This window comes from Paenibacillus sp. UNC217MF (assembly GCF_000686865.1).
Classification (GTDB): Bacteria; Bacillota; Bacilli; order Paenibacillales; family Paenibacillaceae; genus Paenibacillus_B; species Paenibacillus_B suaedae.
Genome location: NZ_KK366027.1, coordinates 926,600 through 948,386, shown reverse-complemented (window position 1 = coordinate 948,386; position 21,787 = coordinate 926,600). Strand labels below are relative to the sequence as shown.

Annotated in this window: 23 protein-coding genes; 22 read left to right on the top strand and 1 reads right to left on the bottom strand. The window is 47.5% G+C overall.

The features are described 5' to 3' along the window. Nucleotides 1-165 precede the first annotated feature (165 nt). The gene (locus BP95_RS31040; RefSeq protein ID WP_081819935.1) at nucleotides 166-1,800 is read left to right on the top strand and encodes a sugar ABC transporter ATP-binding protein; all 1,635 of its coding nucleotides are present in this window, start codon (nucleotides 166-168) and stop codon (nucleotides 1,798-1,800) included. A gap of 204 nt (nucleotides 1,801-2,004) precedes the next feature. Beyond that, nucleotides 2,005-2,277: an HU family DNA-binding protein gene (locus tag BP95_RS0120255; RefSeq protein ID WP_021254695.1), complete on the top strand. Its 273-nt coding sequence runs from the start codon at nucleotides 2,005-2,007 to the stop codon at nucleotides 2,275-2,277. Between the two features lie 82 nt (nucleotides 2,278-2,359). Here the strand turns inward: BP95_RS0120255 and BP95_RS33250 are convergent, their stop codons facing one another. Beyond that, nucleotides 2,360-2,533 (bottom strand): hypothetical protein, encoded by a 174-nt coding sequence (locus tag BP95_RS33250; protein ID WP_155987316.1) that lies wholly within the window; start codon nucleotides 2,531-2,533, stop codon nucleotides 2,360-2,362. 113 nt (nucleotides 2,534-2,646) lie between these two features. On the opposite strand from BP95_RS33250, the gene mtrB reads away from it, so the two are divergent. From mtrB to BP95_RS0120150, 20 genes are all read left to right on the top strand, one after another. Next, nucleotides 2,647-2,871: a trp RNA-binding attenuation protein MtrB gene (mtrB, locus tag BP95_RS0120245; RefSeq protein ID WP_021254694.1), complete on the top strand. Its 225-nt coding sequence runs from the start codon at nucleotides 2,647-2,649 to the stop codon at nucleotides 2,869-2,871. Nucleotides 2,872-3,022: 151 nt separating this feature from the next. Continuing rightward, complete coding sequence (locus BP95_RS0120240; protein ID WP_021254693.1) at nucleotides 3,023-3,577, top strand: hypothetical protein; 555 nt, start codon at nucleotides 3,023-3,025, stop codon at nucleotides 3,575-3,577. A 129-nt stretch (nucleotides 3,578-3,706) separates the two neighbouring features. Next, nucleotides 3,707-4,540, top strand: coding sequence for a heptaprenyl diphosphate synthase component 1 (locus tag BP95_RS0120235; protein ID WP_021254692.1), 834 nt, complete (start codon nucleotides 3,707-3,709; stop codon nucleotides 4,538-4,540). Nucleotides 4,541-4,610: 70 nt separating this feature from the next. After that, nucleotides 4,611-5,348, top strand: coding sequence for a demethylmenaquinone methyltransferase (locus tag BP95_RS0120230; protein ID WP_021254691.1), 738 nt, complete (start codon nucleotides 4,611-4,613; stop codon nucleotides 5,346-5,348). After that, entirely contained in the window at nucleotides 5,341-6,210 is an 870-nt protein-coding gene (locus BP95_RS0120225; protein WP_021254690.1) for a UbiA-like polyprenyltransferase, read from the top strand. Before BP95_RS0120230 ends, BP95_RS0120225 begins: the two co-directional genes overlap by 8 nt. Then, complete coding sequence (locus tag BP95_RS0120220; RefSeq protein ID WP_021254689.1) at nucleotides 6,210-6,854, top strand: UbiX family flavin prenyltransferase; 645 nt, start codon at nucleotides 6,210-6,212, stop codon at nucleotides 6,852-6,854. The genes BP95_RS0120225 and BP95_RS0120220 overlap by 1 nt, the downstream gene beginning before the upstream one ends. 127 nt (nucleotides 6,855-6,981) lie before the next feature. Then, nucleotides 6,982-7,956, top strand: a complete 975-nt coding sequence (gene hepT, locus BP95_RS0120215; RefSeq protein WP_021254688.1) for a heptaprenyl diphosphate synthase component II — start codon at nucleotides 6,982-6,984, stop codon at nucleotides 7,954-7,956. A 94-nt stretch (nucleotides 7,957-8,050) separates the two neighbouring features. After that, nucleotides 8,051-8,494 carry a nucleoside-diphosphate kinase gene (gene ndk, locus BP95_RS0120210; protein WP_021254687.1) on the top strand — a complete coding sequence of 148 codons (444 nt, stop codon included), beginning with the start codon at nucleotides 8,051-8,053 and terminating at the stop codon, nucleotides 8,492-8,494. 265 nt (nucleotides 8,495-8,759) lie between these two features. Beyond that, nucleotides 8,760-9,584 (top strand): CheR family methyltransferase, encoded by an 825-nt coding sequence (locus BP95_RS0120205; protein ID WP_269321458.1) that lies wholly within the window; start codon nucleotides 8,760-8,762, stop codon nucleotides 9,582-9,584. Between the two features lie 241 nt (nucleotides 9,585-9,825). Continuing rightward, nucleotides 9,826-10,995, top strand: a complete 1,170-nt coding sequence (aroC, locus tag BP95_RS0120200; RefSeq protein WP_021254685.1) for a chorismate synthase — start codon at nucleotides 9,826-9,828, stop codon at nucleotides 10,993-10,995. 14 nt (nucleotides 10,996-11,009) lie between these two features. After that, nucleotides 11,010-12,131, top strand: coding sequence for a 3-dehydroquinate synthase (gene aroB / locus BP95_RS0120195; RefSeq protein ID WP_021254684.1), 1,122 nt, complete (start codon nucleotides 11,010-11,012; stop codon nucleotides 12,129-12,131). Nucleotides 12,132-12,133: 2 nt separating this feature from the next. Then, a complete protein-coding gene (gene aroH / locus BP95_RS0120190) occupies nucleotides 12,134-12,502 on the top strand; it encodes a chorismate mutase (protein WP_021254683.1) in 369 nt (122 codons plus the stop codon). Between the two features lie 501 nt (nucleotides 12,503-13,003). Then, the gene (trpE, locus tag BP95_RS0120185; RefSeq protein ID WP_021254682.1) at nucleotides 13,004-14,695 is read left to right on the top strand and encodes an anthranilate synthase component I; all 1,692 of its coding nucleotides are present in this window, start codon (nucleotides 13,004-13,006) and stop codon (nucleotides 14,693-14,695) included. Nucleotides 14,696-14,724: 29 nt separating this feature from the next. Next, nucleotides 14,725-15,747, top strand: coding sequence for an anthranilate phosphoribosyltransferase (gene trpD / locus BP95_RS0120180; protein WP_414813097.1), 1,023 nt, complete (start codon nucleotides 14,725-14,727; stop codon nucleotides 15,745-15,747). Further along, nucleotides 15,737-16,546: an indole-3-glycerol phosphate synthase TrpC gene (gene trpC, locus BP95_RS0120175; protein WP_028533097.1), complete on the top strand. Its 810-nt coding sequence runs from the start codon at nucleotides 15,737-15,739 to the stop codon at nucleotides 16,544-16,546. The genes trpD and trpC overlap by 11 nt, the downstream gene beginning before the upstream one ends. A gap of 24 nt (nucleotides 16,547-16,570) precedes the next feature. After that, nucleotides 16,571-17,332 carry a phosphoribosylanthranilate isomerase gene (locus tag BP95_RS0120170; RefSeq protein ID WP_021254679.1) on the top strand — a complete coding sequence of 254 codons (762 nt, stop codon included), beginning with the start codon at nucleotides 16,571-16,573 and terminating at the stop codon, nucleotides 17,330-17,332. Then, nucleotides 17,319-18,551 carry a tryptophan synthase subunit beta gene (trpB, locus tag BP95_RS0120165; protein ID WP_021254678.1) on the top strand — a complete coding sequence of 411 codons (1,233 nt, stop codon included), beginning with the start codon at nucleotides 17,319-17,321 and terminating at the stop codon, nucleotides 18,549-18,551. The genes BP95_RS0120170 and trpB overlap by 14 nt, the downstream gene beginning before the upstream one ends. Next, nucleotides 18,548-19,375 carry a tryptophan synthase subunit alpha gene (gene trpA, locus BP95_RS0120160; RefSeq protein WP_021254677.1) on the top strand — a complete coding sequence of 276 codons (828 nt, stop codon included), beginning with the start codon at nucleotides 18,548-18,550 and terminating at the stop codon, nucleotides 19,373-19,375. Before trpB ends, trpA begins: the two co-directional genes overlap by 4 nt. A 42-nt stretch (nucleotides 19,376-19,417) precedes the next feature. Further along, nucleotides 19,418-20,515: a histidinol-phosphate transaminase gene (gene hisC / locus BP95_RS0120155; RefSeq protein ID WP_021254676.1), complete on the top strand. Its 1,098-nt coding sequence runs from the start codon at nucleotides 19,418-19,420 to the stop codon at nucleotides 20,513-20,515. Next, entirely contained in the window at nucleotides 20,512-21,606 is a 1,095-nt protein-coding gene (locus BP95_RS0120150) for a prephenate dehydrogenase (RefSeq protein WP_028533095.1), read from the top strand. The genes hisC and BP95_RS0120150 overlap by 4 nt, the downstream gene beginning before the upstream one ends. The last annotated feature ends 181 nt before the right edge of the window (nucleotides 21,607-21,787 follow it).

Sequence of the window (21,787 nt, the reverse complement as noted above, 5' to 3'; positions counted from 1 at the left end):
TTTTGTATGTTCCTGTAAAAATTCATCGATCTTTTATTGCTAAATCAATTTACAGACTCGAAGGAAGCGGGTATATTTAAGAATAATGCCGTTAACGGTAAAAAGTGGGATTTATTCGTCATGCAAAAATCGAATGGATCAGTAAAGTTAAGAGGCGGGATAGAGATGAGCAGCGTATGGAAAACGCAAGGAGTATCAAACTTACGTTCCGCGCATGTCTCCGATACGGAAGCGGCAGGCGATTGTCAATTTGAAGCGGATTCAAATTTGTACATGCTTGGAATTACAAAATCGTATAATGGGCTATCTGTTCTGAAGCAAGTCAACTTTACTGCATCTAGCGGAGAAATTCACGCTCTTGTTGGCTCTAATGGAGCGGGGAAGAGTACGTTGATGAATATATTGTCAGGCGCATGCCGATCCGATGTCGGAGTCATCCAGTTAGGAAGCGAGCAATTATCAATTCATTCACCTGCTGATGCGAAGAAACAGGGAATTCATTGTGTATATCAAGAGGTAGATGTGGCACTTGTTCCCAAGCTTACAGTAGCAGAGAATATTATGATGGATGACTTTAGCATGGGGAGAAGTTCTTGCTGGATTCGCCCTGCACATCTGAAGAAGAGGGCTGAGAGCATCATGGATGCTATCGGCCTGTCGATTTCGCCTTCGCTGCGTATGGAGGAGTGCACATTAGCAGAGAAGCAGATGGTGCTTATATCGCGAATATTATTGAATGAAGCGAAGATTGTCATATTTGACGAACCAACTGCATCCCTTAGCTTTGAGGAGTCAGAGCGGTTATTTACGATTATGCAAACACTTCGAGATCAAGGAGTTATCGTTCTATTTATTACTCATCGCCTGGCTGAAGTGTTTCATCATTGTGATCGTATCTCTATCTTGCGTGACGGTGAATTGGTTCACAGTTCGCTAATCTCTGATATTTGCCCCAAGGAAGCAATTCAATATATGCTGGATAAAACCATAGAAGAAGAACCCGGGGTACATTCCTCTGTTCGTGAAGAGGTTCTGCTTACTGTGAAGGGAATCTCTTGCGGACAGAAGCTTAAAAATGTAAACTTCGAATTGAGACGCGGGGAAATTCTTGTATTTGTGGGGCTGATAGGAGCAGGGAAGACGAAGCTGGCTCGGATTCTTGGTGGGGCCGAGCTGTGCGATGGCGGAGAGATAACGTTGAATGGAGAAGTGCTTCAGCCGCGTTCTATTCGTGATGCGATTCGTGCGGGCATCGTGCTTGTTCCCGAGGAGCGACGCAAATATAGCTTATTTATGGATGAGTCGTTACAGAGCAATTTATGTATCTCTACATTGCCAAAATACTGCACAGCGGGTTTCGTATCAACCACGCGAGAGCGGCTGTCAGCAGAGCGCGTGATCGAGCAGCTTAATATCAAGACCGCTTCTGTGAAGCAGAAAGTGAGACATTTAAGTGGAGGCAACCAGCAGAAGGTTGCCATAGGGAAATGGCTTGGCACTGATGCGCATGTATTTGTCTTAGATGAACCTATGAATGGGATCGATGTCGGTGCGAAAAATGAGATTTTCCGCATCATTGGACGTTTGTCAGAGGAAGGAAGAGGAATCATTTACTTCACTAGCGACATGTATGAAGCGTCAATGGTTGGCGACCGCATTGTTGTTATGTATGACGGGGAAATGGTGCGGCTATTTGAGCGAGGAGAGGCTTCGGAAGAGCAGTTATTGTTCTATGCTTCAGCTGGTGGCAGGCTGCGAGATGTTGAAGATAGAGTGAAGGGAATATCAGATAAACAGTAGGGGAAACACATAGGCTTATCGTTGTTCTTCAGTCCCTACTTGCATTTGTAACAACGGTATATTACTATAAATTTGTTCTGTGAACCGATTTGGCAGCAGATTGGATATCGTATTGAACTGTTTTGCTGATGATAAGGTATAAATTCTAGAGAAACAGTAAAGAAAATGGATAACGATGCATACTTGAATCAGGAGGTGAACAGAATGAATAAATCTGAATTGGTAACTGAAGTAGCAGAGGCTACGGAATTGTCGAAGAAAGATGTGACGAAAGTAGTTGATGCTGTATTCGAAGCGATTTCGACTGCACTTCAGAACGGCGACAAAGTCCAATTGGTAGGCTTCGGTAACTTTGAAGTGCGCGAACGTTCCGCACGCAAAGGCCGTAACCCGCAAACGGGCGAGGAGATTGAAATTCCTGCAAGCAAAATCCCTGCGTTCAAACCAGGCAAAGCACTTAAAGATGGCATCAAATAAGTGAACTTACATACTTTTGTCTAATAGGGGAACGCAAGTGAGGTAGAAGCCGCGACATGAATGTCGCGGCTTCTGCTCCTTTTCAGAGGGGAAGTTGTGGAGTAGGATGCTCTAGATTACTCTTAGCTGCTCTAGAGCTCTGTGCACTGCCGCTGTAGGCGACCAGTACAATACGCTGACCACTTACTTGACTTAATTGCTCTTCCCACTGCTGAAGCAGCTGTAGCTGGTTAGATTGTAAATGTGCTGGGTGCATCGCATTAGCTCCTTTTAGATGAAACGTGCTACACTAGTAGTATGCCCGAAGAATGGTGATTCACATGGTTGACGCTGCAAGGAAGCCAATACATATGCAAGGAGGTCAAGCAGTTGGAAACACAAAATGACTTTATCGTAATAAAGGCCAAAGATCAGGGAGTTCAGGTGATCGGTCTGACACGCGGAACAGATACGAAGTTTCATCATACGGAGAAGCTGGACAAGAATGAAGTGCTTGTCGCCCAGTTCACGGATCATACGTCCGCAATTAAAATTCGCGGCAAAGCAGTTGTTATGACAAAACACGGTGTAATTCATACCGATACAGACGAATAGGAATGAAATTTTTTGTTTTCATGAGGGAAGCAGGCATAGCCTGCTTTTTTTCATTATAGACATGAGGTATGGACATACTCTGGAACGTCGACACTGTCTTTTATCTGGAGTGTTGACTTGATCTACAATATGTGGAGGTGCAAGGTTCAGAATGAAGAATATGCATCGCTATAGAACTCTGGTCATCGTGCTTTGCGTTACGATTATGCTTCCGCTAGGATTAGGGCTATTGTATTCACTGGGTGAGCAGAAGCCTGACGCAAATAAAGATGTGGCTGTATTTACCCCTTCACCTCGCATGGTCAAGCTCAATTCCGAGGAGATCGTGGATTATTTATCAGAGCTTCCACTTCAATTGAAGTTTAGTCGGGTTACTTGGGAGTCAGATAAACTGGTGATTGATGTAAAAGTGGCTGCAACAATTGTCCATCCAGAAATTATTTATCATGATATCCATGAGCTTCTTCGCTTCGCCTTCATACAAACAAGCAATGTCGAACGTCTGCAGCTCCGTGTCGTTATACAGGATGACATGGCTAAAAAGAGATATGTATTGCTTGGTATGGATGCGCAGCGTTCTCAAGTAGACGTGGAAAGTTTGAAGCTTCTCCAGAAATCGAAAGGAACAATGCCGAAGGAGCTTGAAGAAGCATGGCGGATTATTTATACACCGCATTGGGAGCGTCAGTTTCCGGCAGTCAGATGAGAGTAAGGGTCTTGGTCCTAAGAAATAGGAGAACGAAGAAATGTTGTCCTATCACTTTAAACATATGCTATAATGATTTAGATTGCGACATCCGTAAGGATGACTAACCGGTACAGTCGGAGGCAGCAGATGAATGGTTATCATATCTCGCAATTGGCTAAGCGGTATGTTGAACATGACATGATCCAGGCGCACACGGAACTGCCTGCGTTTCCTAACGCAAGAGTGGAGCTGATGTTCGCCTTTTTAAACCGCAGTAAGCCAATAGCGGAACATAGTGAATTATTTGCGCTAGTTACATCGCTCGTGCAGGTTGGATTAGACACGCATGATACGATTGAACTGGCAGCGGTGCAGCATAACGACCGCAACTTGCGTTCAAGGCAGCTGAAAGTATTGGCTGGAGACTATTTCAGCAGTCGCTTCTATAACCTGCTTGCGCAGCAAGGTCAGATTGATACGGTAAGGGCTTTGAGCCAATCCGTATGCGATATTAATCGTCTGAAGATGACGATGGTGGACAAGATGAAGCATTGGACAATGACCGCAGAAGAATATTTGCGGGCGAGCGTTACACTGAAGAAGTCGTTGTTCCAGTCCTTCAACGCTCAGATGAATCAAGAAGACATCTCCACATGGGAGGAACTGCTTGATTCGTTGACAGAGCTCGAAGTACTAGAAAGAGAACAAGAGCGAGCGGATCATTTCGAACGATTCGAAGGCAGCTGGTCATACTGGCATGTATGGCAGCAAGGCACGGATGAGGAAAGAAGAAAATTGAAGCAGAAATTGGTTGACGAGATGCTCTGGAATGCGCTCATGTCCAAGTATGAGGTGAGGGAGCAGCTGGCTTATCAAGTTCGTGTATCACGGGATAAATTGCATACGCTAGCGGTGACATTGCCGCTTGATGAGAGCACCAGACAACGTCTTGACACATTTCTTGCCTTACCTCGTCTGTAAATGATAGTGAGCGTTCAACCTCCAATAGATCGGCGATACGTTCGGCGAAGAAAGGAATAGGTGACAGATCGTGGAGACACATTCGCCTAAGACTGGCAAGACCAAAGAACATTATGTTCAAGAAGTATTTCAGAGCATAGCTCCGAAGTACGATATTATGAATGATATACTGAGCTTCAGACGTCACAAGGCTTGGCGCAACTTCACGATGCGCAAGATGGACATGAAGCAGGGGGAGACAGCGCTTGATCTGTGCTGTGGAACTTGTGACTGGACGATTCAGTTGGCGCAAGCGAGCGGCACAGGCAAGATTACAGGGCTGGACTTCAGTTCGAATATGCTGGCGGTAGGTCAGAAGAAGGTGGATCAAACAGGCCTGCACAGCCAAATTGAGCTTGTTGAAGGAAATGCAATGGAGCTTCCATTCCCCGACAACAGCTTTGACTATGTGACGATTGGTTTCGGTTTGCGCAATGTTCCGGATTTTGAGCAAGTCATTCGTGAAATGCGCAGAGTGGTCAAGCCGGGTGGACAAGTTGTGTGTCTTGAACTGAGCAAGCCAACATGGCAGCCGTTCAAGGGCATTTATTATTTCTACTTCCGCCATGTGCTTCCATTGCTTGGCAAGCTGATTGCGAAGCGGTATGAGCAGTATAAGTGGCTTCCAGAGTCGCTTGTTACGTTCCCGGGCCGCAAGGAGCTAGAACAGATGTTTAGAGTTAATGGACTTGATCGCGTACAAGCGTATTCGTTCTTCGGTGGCATTGCCGCTCTTCACATCGGGACGAAGGGGAATGGTCATGCTTAAAAAAGTACGTATCTTCTTAGAAATGATTAAGTTCGAGCATACGATATTTGCTCTTCCATTTGCGTTTATGGGCGCACTGCTGGGAGGAATGGTTGTTCATCAACGCTTCCCAACGCTCCCTGAATGGGGATGGATCCTCATGGCGATGTTCGGAGCTCGAAGCGCGGCAATGGCGCTCAATCGGTTAATTGACGCTGCCATCGACGCGAAGAACCCAAGAACTGCAAATCGAGCAATACCCGCAGGATTGCTGAAGGCAGGAGAAGTACTGTTATTTACGGCCGTGTCGTTCGGTCTTTTATTTTGGGCAGCGGCTAATCTGGAGCCATTATCTGTATACTTGCTTCCGGTTGCCGTCTTTATGTTAGTATTTTATTCGTTTACCAAGCGCTTCACATGGCTATGCCACGTTGTGCTGGGACTTACGATTGCATTGGCACCGCTCGGAGGATGGGTGGCTGTAACGAATGGAATCGATTGGGCAGCTCTCACCTTTTATTTAACCGTTGCGTTTTGGACTACCGGGTTCGATATTATTTATGCGTGCCAGGATTATGAGTTCGATAAGAAGGAAGGCTTGAAGTCGATTCCGGTACGTTTCGGAATTGCGAAGTCACTCTGGATTGCAAGAGGCTTCCATATTGCTACAGCGTTTGGATTTATACTGCTATTATTTTTAACTCAATTAAGCTGGTGGTATATCATAGGTACGGTTATTGCAAGTGCCCTGCTTATTTATGAGCATATGCTTGTGAAGCCGTACGATTTGAGCAAGCTGAACACAGCCTTCTTCACGATGAACGGTGTGCTCAGCATCGTTGTATTTTGCTTCACGCTTATTGACATGGTGGTGATGAAGTAATGAGTGCTGCATCTCGCAAGCATTACGTAGTTGGTATTACAGGAGCAAGTGGTGCTATATACGGTGTCCGATTGATTCAATGTCTGTTGGAAGCCGATTATGAGGTTCATCTCATCGTATCAGATGCTGGATGGCGCGTACTAAAGGAAGAACTCGGATGGAATGTTACGAAGCGTCAGCAAGCGATTGAGCTGGCATTCGGCGATTTGGCGCATCGGGTTACGTATCATCCGAACCAGGATATTGGGGCAAGCATAGCAAGCGGTTCATTTCGGGTGCACGGCATGGTGATCATGCCGTGCTCCATGGGAACCTTATCATCGATTGCACACGGCGCTTCCGATAATTTGATGGGGCGAGCTGCTGACGTTATGATGAAGGAAGGCCGTCCGCTTCTAATCGTTCCGCGCGAGACGCCGATGCATGCGATTCATTTGGAGAATATGCTGAAGCTTGCGAATATGGGTGTACGTATTGTGCCGGCGATGCCTGCATTTTATTATCATCCGCAGACTCTGGATGACATCATTAATTTCCTTGTCGGCAAGGTGTTGGACTGCATGGATATCGATCACCAGTTGTTTACAAGGTGGGGGAATTCGGAAGTACAGACTGCCGAAGATTCGGATCGGCCGAATGGATAACACAAACATGTGGCCGATCTTTTATCTTTTCGTGTCTGTATTTTTAAATTGCAATTGAGTTGGGACTTATTGATCTTGAGGTTCACTTGGAACTTGGGTCGGAAAATACAGTTGGTTAGGTGAAGGCATGAAACTGTGGGACATTTATGCGACAATGAAACAAGATGTAGCGTATATTGAACGTGAATTGGAGCGGAACATCCGCTCCGATCACGAGCTCCTTACGGAAGCGTCGCTGCATCTGCTGAAGGCGGGCGGGAAGCGAATACGTCCGGTATTCGTTCTGCTTGCAGGGAAATTCGGTACATACGATATAGAACAGTTGAAGCGCGTTGCTGTTCCCCTGGAATTAATTCATATGGCCTCACTCGTGCATGATGATGTCATTGATGACGCTGAAACTCGGAGAGGGCAACTGACAGTTAAGGCCAAATGGGATAATCGCGTTGCTATGTATGCCGGCGATTATATGTATGGCCAAGCGCTGGTTGTAGCTACAGAATTGAAGCAGCCAGAGATTCATCGCATATTTTCCAAAGCAATGGTTGAAATGTGCATCGGTGAAATGGAGCAAATTCGTGACTTCTTCAATACAAAGCAGACGATCCGTCAATATATGCTTCGGATCCGTCGAAAGACAGCGTTGCTGATTGCGATTAGCTGTCAGTTGGGGGCAATTGCCGCACATGCAGAGCCGAAGATTGGTTATGCGCTGTATCGCTTTGGCTACAATGTGGGCATGGCATTTCAAATTCGAGATGATGTGCTTGACTTAACCGGTACTGAAGAGCAAATAGGCAAGCCGCCAGGGAATGATATTCGTCAAGGGAATTTGACGCTTCCAGTAATATTTGCGCTGCAGGACACGAAGCTTCGCGAGTCTCTTCTTCGTGAAATTGAACGTATCCGTGAGCGAAATGGAGATACAGATGTATCTGCTGCGCTCGATATGATTCGCCAAAGTGATGGTATTAAGCGGGCTGAAGAGATAGCAAATCGGTATATCGAGAAGGCGCTTGCGGTATTAGAACATCTGCCTAACATCCGTGCTCGCCGCAACCTGCGCGATATTGCTTACTTTATTGCAAATCGTAATCATTGATTTGAACTATGGTGAAAAAATCGAGTGCCATTTGAAGAAAAATCTGGTATAATGCGTGTGTTGGACGACTTCACATTTGAGTAGGAGTGATCGTATGGAACGCACATTCATCATGGTCAAACCTGACGGAGTACAAAGAGGCCTCATAGGAGATATAGTAGGTCGCTTTGAGCGGAAGGGCTTTAAACTTGTAGCTGGAAAATTGATGCAAGTCTCGCGTGAACAAGCTGAACATCATTATGCAGAACATGCACAAAAGCCTTTCTTTGGCGAACTGGTCGATTTTATTACCTCAGGTCCAGTATTCGCTATGATATGGGAAGGTGACGATGTTATCAGCTTGTCACGCTTGATGATCGGCAAGACGAAAGTGACTGAAGCTGCACCAGGGACGATACGCGGAGATTATGCAAGTCATACGAACTTCAATGTGGTTCACGGTTCGGATTCACCAGAGAGTGCTGAACGTGAAATCGCAAACTTATTCTCAGAAGTGGATTCATTTCGTTACGAGCGGGCATTGGAGCCATGGATTTAATCGGCAGCCATGAGCGCGGCTCACACACGCAGAAACATAATAATTATTTTTTTGATTTCTGATGTAAGAGCTTACATAGGGCAGGACTATGGAAGAACGCGGCGAATAGTAATATTCGACCGTGTTTTTTTATGTTGCGGTGTTGCTGAGCGATCTTGGGCTATGCTTGTTGTCGATCAGGAACTCAGTTGCAGCATATATACGAACTTAGAAGGTGTGAGCACAATTGTCAGAGCGCAAGACGACCTTATGGGATGCAGCCACCATTTTCCCTGCTGCTAACGGATTCGGCCAAGGGGCACCCGTGGATCATGGAGATGATCAAGATTATGCGGATTTTGTCCAATATTTCCGATCAACTACAGGCATCGATTTATCACAGTATAAGGAGACCCAGATGCGTAGACGCTTGTCTACGTTACGAATGAAGAATGGCTACTCGACATTTGCCTCCTATGCCAAGGCGATGAGTGCTAATTCTTCGTTATTTGATGAAATGCTGGATCGTATGACGATCAATGTATCTGAATTTTGGCGTAATCCACTGCGTTGGGATACCCTGCGCACTCGTGTGCTTCCAGAGCTGTCGCAGCGAACGCGCCAGCTGAAGTGCTGGAGTGCCGCTTGCTCGACGGGTGAGGAGCCTTACACACTAGCGATGATTCTCGATGATATGAGCTTGCTTGATCGGACAGAACTCTCAGCTACGGATATTGACGAGAATGCACTTGCAAGAGCACAGCAAGCTTCCTATATTGAGCGCTCTTTGAAAGACGTTCCCCCATCATTCAAGTCAAAGTACTTTATGCAGCAGTCGAACAGTTTTCATATCATTGATCGCTTGAAGAAATCGATTCGATTCCGCAAGCAGAACTTATTAACCGATACTTTTGCTACTCAGCATGATTTGATTATTTGCCGAAATGTGATGATTTACTTTACGGAAGAAGCGAAGCATGAGTTGTATCGAAAGTTTGCCAATGCGCTTAAGCCAGGTGGGGTATTGTTCGTCGGAAGCACAGAGCAAATATTCAATCCACAGCAGTATCAGCTTGAAACGATGGAGACGTTCTTCTATCGGAAATTATAGCTGCTTGAACGTAAAGACTGTATTCGACTATTTCAGTCATACTGGAATTACATACCATCGAATGGCTAAATTGAACATAGACAGACTACACGTCGATAACGAAAGATGCGCCCTAATGCTTGAAACAAAGCGGCAAGGGCGCGTTTTGTTTTCTTGTCAAACGTTGCCTCCTATACTATAATGAGAAAAAAGTTAAGGGTTTTAGCCATTTACAGCATCACAGTTAAAGGGGGAGCAACTTGTGAGTCTACGTTATTTGACTGCAGGAGAAACACACGGACCGCAGCTAACTGCCATTGTTGAAGGGATGCCTAGCAACATGGTTATTGATTTCGAGCAACTCAATTTCCAACTTCATCGCCGCCAGAAGGGGTATGGCCGCGGCAGACGTATGCAAATTGAGAAAGATACAGCAACGATCGTCGGCGGTGTGCGTCATGGACGTACGACAGGTGCTCCAATTGCTATTGTAGTGGAGAACAACGATTGGAAGCATTGGACGAATATTATGAATGTGGAGCCGATTGAAGGGACAGATGAAGAGAAGCGTCGTGTTCATCGCCCGCGTCCAGGTCATGCGGATCTGAACGGAGGCTTGAAATATCAATTGAAAGATCTGCGCAATGTATTGGAGCGTTCAAGCGCTAGGGAGACAGCTGCTCGCGTAGCTGTGGGTGCAGTAGCGCGCCAGTTCCTTGCAGCATTCGGCGTCAAGATTGCAGGACAAGTTATTCGCATTGGTGAAATCGAAGCTCCTGCTCACAATTTGTCAGTTGACGAGATTATTGAACGTACGGAGGTTTCTTCTGTTCGTGTGGTCGATACCGATACGGAGAAGAAGATGGAAGCGTACATCGATCAAATCAAAGGCGAAGGCGACTCGATCGGCGGTATTGTCGAGTGCATCGTGGAGGGGCTGCCGGTTGGACTAGGCAGCCATGTGCAATATGATCGCAAGCTGGATGGACGCATTGCGCAAGCAGTGATGTCGATCAATGCTTTCAAAGGTGTTGAGATCGGTATTGGCTTCGAGGCAGGTCAACTGCGCGGATCACAAGTTCATGATGAAATTCTATATAGCGAGGAAACGGGATATACACGAGCTAGCAACCGACTTGGCGGTTTCGAAGGCGGTATGACGAACGGAATGCCAATCGTCGTGCGTGGGGTTATGAAACCTATTCCGACCCTTTATAAGCCATTGCGCAGTGTTGATATCGATACGAAGGAGCCGTTCACTGCACAAGTGGAACGCTCAGATGCGTGTGCAGTGCCGGCTGCGAGTGTTGTCATGGAGCATGTAGTCGCTTGGGAAGTTGCGAAGGCGTTCCTGGAGAAGTTCGGCGGCGATTCGATGGAAGAAATTCGCGCCAACTATGAGCACTATTTGGAACAAGTGTCCCGATATTAAAAGGGGGGAACGTCATGAGCAAAAATCTCACTTTAGATGCAGCAGAGCTTACTGTTGAACTAGGAGAACGCTCTTATCCAATTTGGATTGGCAGTGGTCTTCTCGGTCGAATCGGTGAGGCATTTCAAATGCGCAGCATTCCCACTCGCAGTCCAATTGTGATCATCACGGATGATCATGTGGCTCCGCTATATTTAGAGCGCACGGAAGCAGCACTGCGTGAGGCTGGCTATCAGGTTTCTTCCTTTGTAGTAGCAGCTGGTGAATCCTCCAAGTCGCTGCAGGTGTACGAACAGTGCATCACTGCAGCACTTGATGCGGGCTGTGATCGCCATTCTTCCATCGTCGCCCTCGGCGGTGGCGTAGTCGGGGATTTGGCAGGTTATGTGGCGGCAACTTACATGCGAGGAATTCGCTTCATTCAGGTGCCTACGACGATATTGGCTCATGACAGCAGTGTCGGCGGCAAGGTTGCGGTTAACCATCCGTTCGCCAAGAATATTATCGGGGCTTTCCATCAACCAGAAATGGTGCTGTACGATACAGAGACCTTGCTTACGCTTCCTGATCGGGAAGTCCGCGCAGGACTGGCTGAAATGATTAAGCATGGCCTTATCTGGGATGAAGAGTTTACAGCATGGTTCGAAGCACAAGCTGAACGCTTGCTGGCTAAGGATGAGGAAGCACTCACGTATGGATTGCTTAAGGGCTGCGCGATTAAAGCGCAGGTCGTCTCTCAAGATGAACGTGAACATGATCTAAGAGCGATATTAAATTTGGGACATACGATTGGCCATGCTCTAGAGGCAGTTGCCGGCTACGGAGAATTGCTGCATGGCGAAGCCATCTCAATTGGAATGGTTGGTTCTGCGCGTCTTGCTGAGCGGTTGGGTGAAGATAAGCAGATTGCTGTTCGAACAGAAGCGATATTGAAGAAATACGGCCTGCCGGTGGCAGTGCCACAGCATATGAATTCGGATGATATTATTCAAGCCATGATGCATGACAAGAAATTTAAGGAAGGGCACACCGTATTTATTGTGCCTACTGCAATCGGTCATGTAGAAATTCGCAAGGATGTACCGGTCAGCCTAGTACGAGATATCATCGAGGAGTTGAAAGGAGAGAAGGCGTGACCATGTATGCAAGAGGAATTCGCGGAGCAACTACGGTAACCCGCAACGATGCAGAAGAGATTCTGCATGCGACTACGAAGCTGCTCCAGGAGATAGTTGCGCAAAATACGGTTCAACCTGAACAGATCGCAAATATTTGGATCACGATGACAGAGGATTTGAATGCTACTTTTCCAGCACGTGCGATACGTGCCATGGAAGGCTGGGATCTAGTGCCACTCATGTGTGCCATTGAAATTCCAGTGAAGGGCAGTCTGCCTTTGTGCATCCGCCTAATGGTAACGATCAACACGGACAAGGAGCAACACGAGATTCGCCATGTCTACTTGAATGAGGCGATAGCTCTGAGACCTGATTTGTCTAGTAAATAGAGATGTGGGAAACCCAATCTGAAGATCGTTTATGTCTGAAATTTAGTTTGCTGGATTGACGAAGCCGACATTTCCGGTTATATTGATATCAGCATAGTTGAGCAGAGTTGAGTTTGAGATTGAGATGAGTTGAGCTGAGACGAGATAGAATATGGACATCATGTCTATATAGGCTAGCGCCTATTGTATTTGCTGTACATTGATTTATTGCAGCGGCACAATGGGAGGCCTTATATAAGGCGATCCATATCCTCATGAATTGAATTACTCATCCACAATTTCATCGTATACCAACAAGCCTCTGCCTTGCGCAGAGGCTTTTTTTATTCGTACACGTTATTTTTCAGCAGTGTCTTTCATTCGTGATTCGCCTGATTCTGATAAGGCACTGCAACAAGCGTAAACAAGTGAATAAGAAATGGTTGGTAGACGCTCTCGTTCATCACGCGGTATGTAATCGTCGTAACGGCTGCATAACGAAGTTGAAAGGAGTGGAAAGCGATGTATCCCCAATTGGACGAAGTAATCCATCTAGCCCGGCAGTATAATGTCATACCTGTTGCCGAGACGATGATGGCTGATACCGAAACCCCAATTCGATTATTTCAAAGATTGCGCAATGAACCATATGCTTTTTTGTTGGAGAGTGTGGAGGGTGGCGTCCAATGGGCCCGCTATTCCTTTATCGGAACGGATCCGTTCTTGCTCCTTCAAGGGAAGAGTGGACGATTGCGGAAGATAGAGCATGGCCATATCACCGAGGTGCGAGAGCGCCCAATCGAGATGATGAAGCAATTGATGCATAAATATAGAAGCCCTGCACTAGATGGACTTCCTCCAATGACAGGAGGGGCAATTGGCTGCTTCGGCTACGATTTGGTTCAGCAGTATGAACGCCTGCCGCGTCATAAGTACGACACGCTGCAAATGGACGACATCCGATTTATGTTCTGCGATCAGCTTGTTGCCTTCGATCATATGAAGCAGCAAATGCAGTTTATTGTGAATATTCATGTGGAACCAGGGAGTTCGGCAGATGTGATACGGCATCGCTACGAGCAAGCGAGAAAGAAACTGCGCAGCCTGCAAATGAAGTTGACAGCACCTCTAGTGAGCAACACCCGACCGGTACAGCAAGCAACGGCAGCATCTGCGGCTGAAGAGGTACTGCAGGGGGTTCGATCCTCGGAGACGAAGGAATCATTCGTTGCGAAGGTGAATCGAGCCAAGGAATATATTCGGTCAGGAGATATCTTTCAAGTGGTGCTGTCACAGCGCTTCGATCGGCAGACACAAGCAGACCCGCTTGATGTGTACCGGGTGCTGAGAATGACTAATCCTTCCCCGTATATGTATGTGCTCAAGACAGAGGACGACATGATTGTCGGCACTTCTCCAGAGATGCTTGTGCGTATTAAGGATGAGCGGGTAGAGACGAGGCCGATTGCAGGAACAAGACCACGTGGCGCCACAGCTGAAGTTGATGCAGCGCTGGAAGAAGATCTGATGCAGGATGAGAAGGAGCGAGCCGAGCATGTGATGCTTGTTGATCTCGGGCGGAATGATCTCGGCCGCGTATGCGAGTTCGGCAGCGTGCGCTGTGATACGTACATGAATGTTGAGCGTTATTCCCATGTCATGCATATTGTATCTAACGTTTCTGGCAAGCTTCGCAAGAACAAGGATTTCTTCGATGCCTTCCTCTCCTGCTTGCCAGCAGGTACATTGTCCGGAGCGCCGAAGCTTCGTGCAATGGAGATTATTGCAGAGTTGGAAGAAGAGTCACGTGGGATATATGGGGGCGCTATCGGATATTTAGGATTCAATGGGAATATGGATTCCTGTATTACGATACGTACGATTATTTTCCGAGAAGGCCGTGCTTACGTGCAGGCTGGTGCTGGTGTTGTATGGGATTCGGTTCCGGAAATGGAATACGAAGAAACGATTAACAAGGCGAAAGCATTGCTGCTGGCAATTCGGATGACAGAAGAGATGTTCGGCAGCGAAGGTGGTGCTGAAGGGCAAGAGGGCTATGCTAATGAGAGCGAGCTAACGAACGCAGCTGAGGGAAGTGCGGTTGGATACGCGGCATCCTATACTTCGATGATGCCGGCGAACTGGGACTATTATATCGGAACGGAAGAACGGGCTGCTTCGATTCCCGTCGCCGAAGGGAGGAAATTAGGATGACGAGCCAACTTGTAATCGGAAGTGCACTCATGAAGGAGGCGCTTGGTCAAGTGCTGTCAGGGCATCACTTAAGCCGCTCAGAAGCGAGGGATGTAATGGCAGATGTTATGGATGGCCATGCGACTTCGGCTCAGATTGGAGCACTGCTTGCAGGTCTGCGTTTGAAGGGGGAGACAGTTGATGAGATTGCGGGCTTTGCTGAAGCGATGCGCAGCCGCGCCCATCAAGTGGTCACTTCGTATGAGCGCCTGCTTGATACATGTGGAACAGGCGGATCGGGCATTCATAAGTTGAATGTCTCCACAGTTGCTGCCATCATCGCCTCATCCGCATCCGTGCGGGTTGCGAAGCATGGCAACCGATCGGCTTCCAGTCGCTCGGGGAGTGCGGATGTACTGGAGGCGCTGGGTGTAAATATTCAGCTGACGAGTGAGGAAGCTGCACAGTGCTTGGAACGAATCGGCATCTGCTTTATGTTCGCGCAAGTCTATCATCCTGCAATGAAACATGCGGCTGCACCACGCAAGGAACTAGGGATACGCACCGTATTCAACATGCTTGGCCCGTTGACGAATCCAGCGGGAGCTGATCGGCAAGTCCTTGGGATCTATGATCGCACGAAGACGGGGACGATCGCATCCGTATTGCGTGAATTGGGGTTGAAGCGTGCGCTCGTTGTTGCGAGTGAAGATGGATTGGATGAGATCAGCCTGTCGGCACCAACTCAAGTTAGTGAACTGAAAAATGGAGAAGTATTCACATATACCATTACACCCGAGGCGCTTGGTCTACACACGCAGCCGTTGACTAGTGTGCTGGGTGGAGACGCCGCAACGAACGCGCAAATAATAAGAGGTCTGCTTCGCGGGGAGCAAGGCGCACATCGCGATATTGTTCTTGCAAATGCGGGCGCATGTATTTACGTTGCGGGACAATCGAGCTCCATTGCAGAAGGCGTGCGGATTGCAGCTGAAGCAATCGATAATGGGCTGGCGAATCAGAAGCTTGAGCAATGGATCGCAGCAACAGGAGGGCTAAGTCATGTTTCTTGAACGGATTGTACGAACGAAGGAAGAAGAGATACAAGCGCTTAGACGAATGATGAATCGGAACGAAGCAATTCTGGAGGCAGCAGCGCTTTCACCTTGCCGCTCCTTCATTGGGGCACTTACTGTAAATAAGAACCGTTCGGTTGCCTTGATTGCTGAAGTAAAGAAGGCATCGCCATCCAAAGGGTTGATTCGCGAGCATTTCAATCCCGCTGAGATTGCAGCTGGATATGAGGCGGCAGGTGCTGATGCATTGTCTGTACTTACAGATCGCGCATATTTTCAAGGCGGCAATGACATTCTGCAGCAGGTGCGTGCGCTGACAGAACTGCCGATTTTGCGGAAGGAATTTATTATCGATGAGCTTCAAGTGCTTGAAGCAAGATTAATAGGTGCGGATGCAATCCTGCTGATTGCAGCGATCTTGAGTGACGACCAATTACAGCATCTGCACGGAACAGCTAGACAACTTGGCATGGACGTTCTCGTGGAAGTCCATGATGAAGTTGAAATGGAGCGTGTAGGCAGAATTGAAGGAATCAAGTTAGTCGGCATCAACAATCGAAACTTGCATACGTTCGAGACCGATATCGAGCAGACCCATCGTATTCGCCATTTGGCTCCGTCAGATTGTATCTTAGTCAGCGAGAGCGGTATCCATCTTCCGGAGCATCTCCGTCGCATGGATGAGCTGCATGTCGATGCGGTGCTGGTAGGGGAACATTTCATGAGACAAGACAATGTAAAGGATGCAGTAGAGCATTTGATGAGCGGTCTTCTAAATTCGAACACTGCTTCGTAAACAGACGTAAGGAGTGAAGAAGATATGGAAGTCGAAGCATCGAGGGAACAAGCGTCATCTATAGCGAGTGCACGTTCATGTGCTGCTCGTGCAACGAAAGTGAAAATATGCGGTCTGATGAATTTCGAGATGACGCGTCGAGTTGTCAAGCTGAGACCAGATCATATTGGATTCGTCTTCGCACCGAGTCGAAGACAGGTGCAGCCGTCTCACGTTAAGCAGTGGCTGTTGAAGCTGAGAGAGGAAGGAGACGCACTTCCAGACCTAGTAGGTGTGTTCGCGAATCCAACTCGTGAAGAACTGAAGCAAGTGCTGGATGAAGTGCCGCTAACAAGTGTTCAGCTCCATGGGAAGGGCGATACGGCATTGTTGAAATGGATGAAGGATCACTATGATGTTCAAATATGGAGGACGGTTCCTATCATTCGTGATGACGAGCGCCAACCTCGCCAGTCTATAGCAGCAGCTGCGGCGGCATATGAGTTGGATGTCCAATATGCAGATGTTGTCCTGCTAGATACACATTGTCCGATTCAGGGAGGTGGTTCTGGCAAAGTGTTCGACTGGACGGTAATCCCATCTTATGCAGACCAATTGGCTTCATTAAGGCTCCCTCTCTATATTGCTGGCGGATTGTCTGCTGATAATGTCGGTTTAGTTGTGAGAGAGTACGATATAGATGGCGTTGATGTATCGAGTGGTGTTGAAACAAATGGAGTAAAAGATATATCCAAGGTTGAGGAGTTTATCGAAAGGGTGAGGGGAAATGAGCATGGAAAAGAGTAGTGCGACAGCAACAGCAGCAGCGACAACGGTTCTACCGGACGAAAAAGGCAGATTCGGACCATTTGGAGGCCGTTTTGTGCCCGAGACATTGATGAGTGCGCTTTTGGAACTGGAAGAGGCTTATCGTACACATGTGAAGGATCCAGAATTTCAAGCAGAATTGATCAAGCTGCTGACTCAGTACTCAGGGCGACCTACTTCACTCTATTATGCAGAGCGGCTTACTGCGAAGCTGGGCGGAGCCAAGATTTATTTGAAGCGTGAGGATTTGAACCACACCGGTGCCCATAAAATCAACAACACCATCGGTCAAGCCTTATTAGCCAAGCGTATGGGCAAGACGAAGGTGATTGCAGAAACAGGGGCGGGACAGCATGGTGTTGCCACCGCAACAGTAGCAGCGCTGCTGGGCATGGAGTGCAAAGTATTTATGGGTGAAGAGGACATGAAGCGTCAAAGCCTGAATGTGTTCCGTATGAAGCTCCTCGGTGCAGAGGTTGTGCCTGTGATGTCAGGTACAAGAACGCTGAAGGATGCAGGGAATGAAACGCTGCGCTACTGGGTCAGCAATGTGCAGGACACATTCTACATTCTCGGCTCCGTTGTGGGGCCGCATCCGTATCCGATGATTGTGCGGGATTTCCAACGAATTATTGGAGATGAGACACGCAAGCAAATCCTTGAATTAGAAGGACGTTTGCCGAATCTGCTGATCGCTGCTGTTGGCGGAGGGAGCAACTCCATGGGGATGTTCTATCCGTTTTTGCAGGATGAGTCGGTTCAACTTCTTGGGGTTGAGGCAGCAGGCAAAGGAATTGATACCCCTTATCATGCGGCTACGATGACACTTGGGACACCAGGGGTTTTCCAAGGATCGATGAGCTATCTGCTTCAAGATCAGTTTGGTCAAGTTCAGCCGGCACATTCCATATCCGCTGGATTGGATTATCCGGGAGTAGGGCCAGAACATGCCTATTTGAAATATTCGGAACGAGCATCGTATGTGCCTGTTACAGATGATGAAGCCATGGATGCGCTGCAGCTTCTTACCCGTACAGAAGGCATTATACCCGCACTGGAATCGTCACACGCGATTGCGCAGGCGATCAAATCAGCACCTGGCATGAATAAGGATGATCTAATTGTGATTTGTTTGTCAGGCCGTGGGGACAAAGACGTTGCCACCATTATGGAGAGATTGGGGGAGGAACTGCTATGAGTCAGACACTAGCGAGCCGCAATTTACTGGATGATACATTCCGTACTTTACAAGCACAGGGCAAGTCCGCATTGATGCCATTTATAACGCTAGGTGATCCAACCTGTGAAATCACTCTTCGGCTTCTTCTGCAGATGGAGCAAGCCGGTGCAGACATTATTGAACTTGGCATACCGTATTCCGATCCGATGGCTGACGGTCCGGTTATTGAGCGAGCATCGGCACGCGCGTTGCGCAATCATGTATCGATCGCTGATGGACTGCGCATTGCAGCTCAGGCTAGGAAACAAGGTGCACAAATTCCTTATGTATTGTTTACTTATTATAATCCAGTTCTGCAATTTGGACTGGACAGCTTCTTACACCAGGCTAGGGATGCCGGAATTAGCGGCATAATCATTCCTGATCTGCCCTATGAAGAGAGTCATGAAGTCCGTGAAGCTGCTGATCGAATGGGCATTCATCTCATTCCACTCGTTGCGCCGACTTCGGAATCTCGGGTTAGCTCCATTGTGGCAGAAGGAAGAGGCTTTATCTATTGTGTATCCTCGCTTGGCGTTACGGGTGTAAGAGACACTTTCGACTCACAAGTAGATGCGTTTATTGAACTGGTGCGACGCAGTACAGAGCTTCCTATTGCGATCGGATTCGGCATTTCTACAGCAGAGCATGTGAAGCATTTTGCGAAACGCTGCGACGGTGTGATTGTAGGTAGTGCCATTGTAAGGCGCATTGAAGAAGCTCTGCCGCTTTTGGAGCATCCTGATTCATCTGAAGAAGGGATCTTGCAAATTTGTGATTTTGTGCGACAATTAAAACATTAATTTTTTGCAATGATCTATGTAGATGAGAAAGGTGGTACCCATATGCAGCCGAAGAACAGTGTTGTACACCTGCCTGTATACCAGCCAGGCAAATCTGTTGATGAAGTGAAGCGGGAGCTTGGCTTGGATCGTATTATCAAGCTGGCTTCCAACGAGAATCCGTTCGGATCCTCTGAGCATGCGAAGCAAGCAATATTGAATGAAGTGAACAATACGAGCATTTATCCCGATGGAGCGGCTAGAGCACTGACAGATGCTGTTGCGGCACACTTGAGCGTTGAGCACAATCAATTGATTTTCGGCGCAGGTTCCGATGAAGTTATATTAATGATATGCCGTGCGTACCTGATTCCAGGTGATGAGATTGTCATCGCAGATCAGACGTTTCCTCAATACAAGCATAACGCAGAGATTGAAGGGGCTGTCACAGTAGAGATTCCTTTGAAAGAAGGAGCGCATGATCTGGAAGCAATGCTTGCTGCCGTAAACGAGCGGACGAAGATCGTATGGATCTGCAATCCGAACAATCCGACAGGCACAATTGTAAGTGCGGAAGAATTGGAGCAGTTTGTTGCACAAGTGCCTGCAAATGTCATGGTTGTATTGGATGAAGCTTACTGTGAGTACGTGACAGATCCTTCCTTCCGTGATGGATTAGATCTGGTTCGCCGTTATCCTAATGTCGTGTCTTTGCGCACGTTCTCGAAAATTTATGGACTTGCGTCCCTACGTATCGGCTACGGGGTTGGACATGCTGACGTGATCCGTACAATTAATCAAGTGCGTGAACCGTTCAATACGACTCGCTTCGCACAAGCAGCAGCATTGGCTGCCGTTCAAGACCAAGGGTTCATTGAAGATTGCAGACAGAAGAATGCAGCGGGCATTCAATATGTAGAGCAGCAATTTGCGCGTATGAATTTGGAGAGCTTCCCGGCTCACGGCAACTTCATTATGGTTGACGTAGGCTTTTCTGCAATTGAAGTCTTTAACGCACTCCTGCGTCGTGGCGTTATAGCGCGTGCGGGGCATCATAAATACCCAAATCATTTACGTATTACAATTGGCAGCCAAGAAGAAAATGAGGCAATGATTCAAGCCTTGGAGGAAGCGCTGGCCGAGATTAAGGTGACTTCATGAGAACTAAGATAGCTATATTGGGCGTGGGACTAATCGGAGGCTCCCTCGCCCTCTGTTTCAAAAATAGACCTGGCATGCATGTAGTTGGTTACTCTCCGAGCCCGTCTTCAACAGAGAAGTATGTGCAGCGCGGCGTTGTAGACGAAGCGACGACTTCCTTGCACGAAGCGGTAGAGGATGCGGACTACATATTCGTATGCTGTCCGGTTGGAATGCTGGAATCGATGCTGAGTGATTTGCGGAATTTACCGCTTAAGGCAGGCTGTATCGTAACTGATGTGGGGAGTACCAAGGCTTCGGTCGCACGCTGCGCGCGTTCTCTTTCATGGGACGATGTGCATTTTATAGGCGGGCATCCAATGGCAGGATCGGAGCGTTCAGGCGTTGAAGCGGCAACGACATTGTTGTTCGAAAATGCTTACTACGTGCTCACTCCTGACGATTCGGCGGATGAAGAAGCTTACAGCAGACTTGTATCTCTGCTCCGCTATACGAAAGCGCACATTATTCGGATGAATCCAGAGGAACATGATGAAGTGGTTGGCGCAATCAGCCATTTGCCGCATGTAGTGGCTGTAGCATTGGTTAATCAAGTACGATCCTATAATGAGAGCAATGAGCTGTACGAACTGCTCGCTGCCGGCGGCTTCCGGGATATTACCCGCATTGCATCAAGCGATCCGGTCATCTGGAGAGATATTTTGATTAACAATAGGGATGTTGTTCTCCATTTACTTCAGGACTGGAAAGCGTCTACGGAACGATTTATTGATATGTTACAGCGTCAGGATGGTGAAGGGATTATCCAGCAGTTCACTGTGGCTGGCGAGTTCCGCAGTCGCATGCCGGAACGCCGCAAAGGTGTAATTCAATCGCTTTATGAACTGTACGTGAATGTTCCTGACCATCCGGGTATTATTGGCAGCATTGCGACAGAGTTGGGAAATCATCACATTAACTTGAGCAATGTTCAAATTATTGAAAGTCGTGAAGATGTGCCAGGTGTGCTCCGATTATCGTTCCGGCAGCAGGATGACTGGGATCGTGCGAGGGAGCTGTTAAAATCGAAAGGTTATGAAATATTCATCTAACGGAAAAATTTGTGAATTGAAGAAAATTTTTTACGAAAACCTATTGACGTCATGAAAACGTATACATTATAATAGCAGTACAGTATGGTTTCTCTCCACTCCTATCCAATAGAATTGCACAAGTGTGCAGCCACTCCAATCGGAGTGGTATTTTTTTTGTTTTGAAATGGAATTGGCGCTA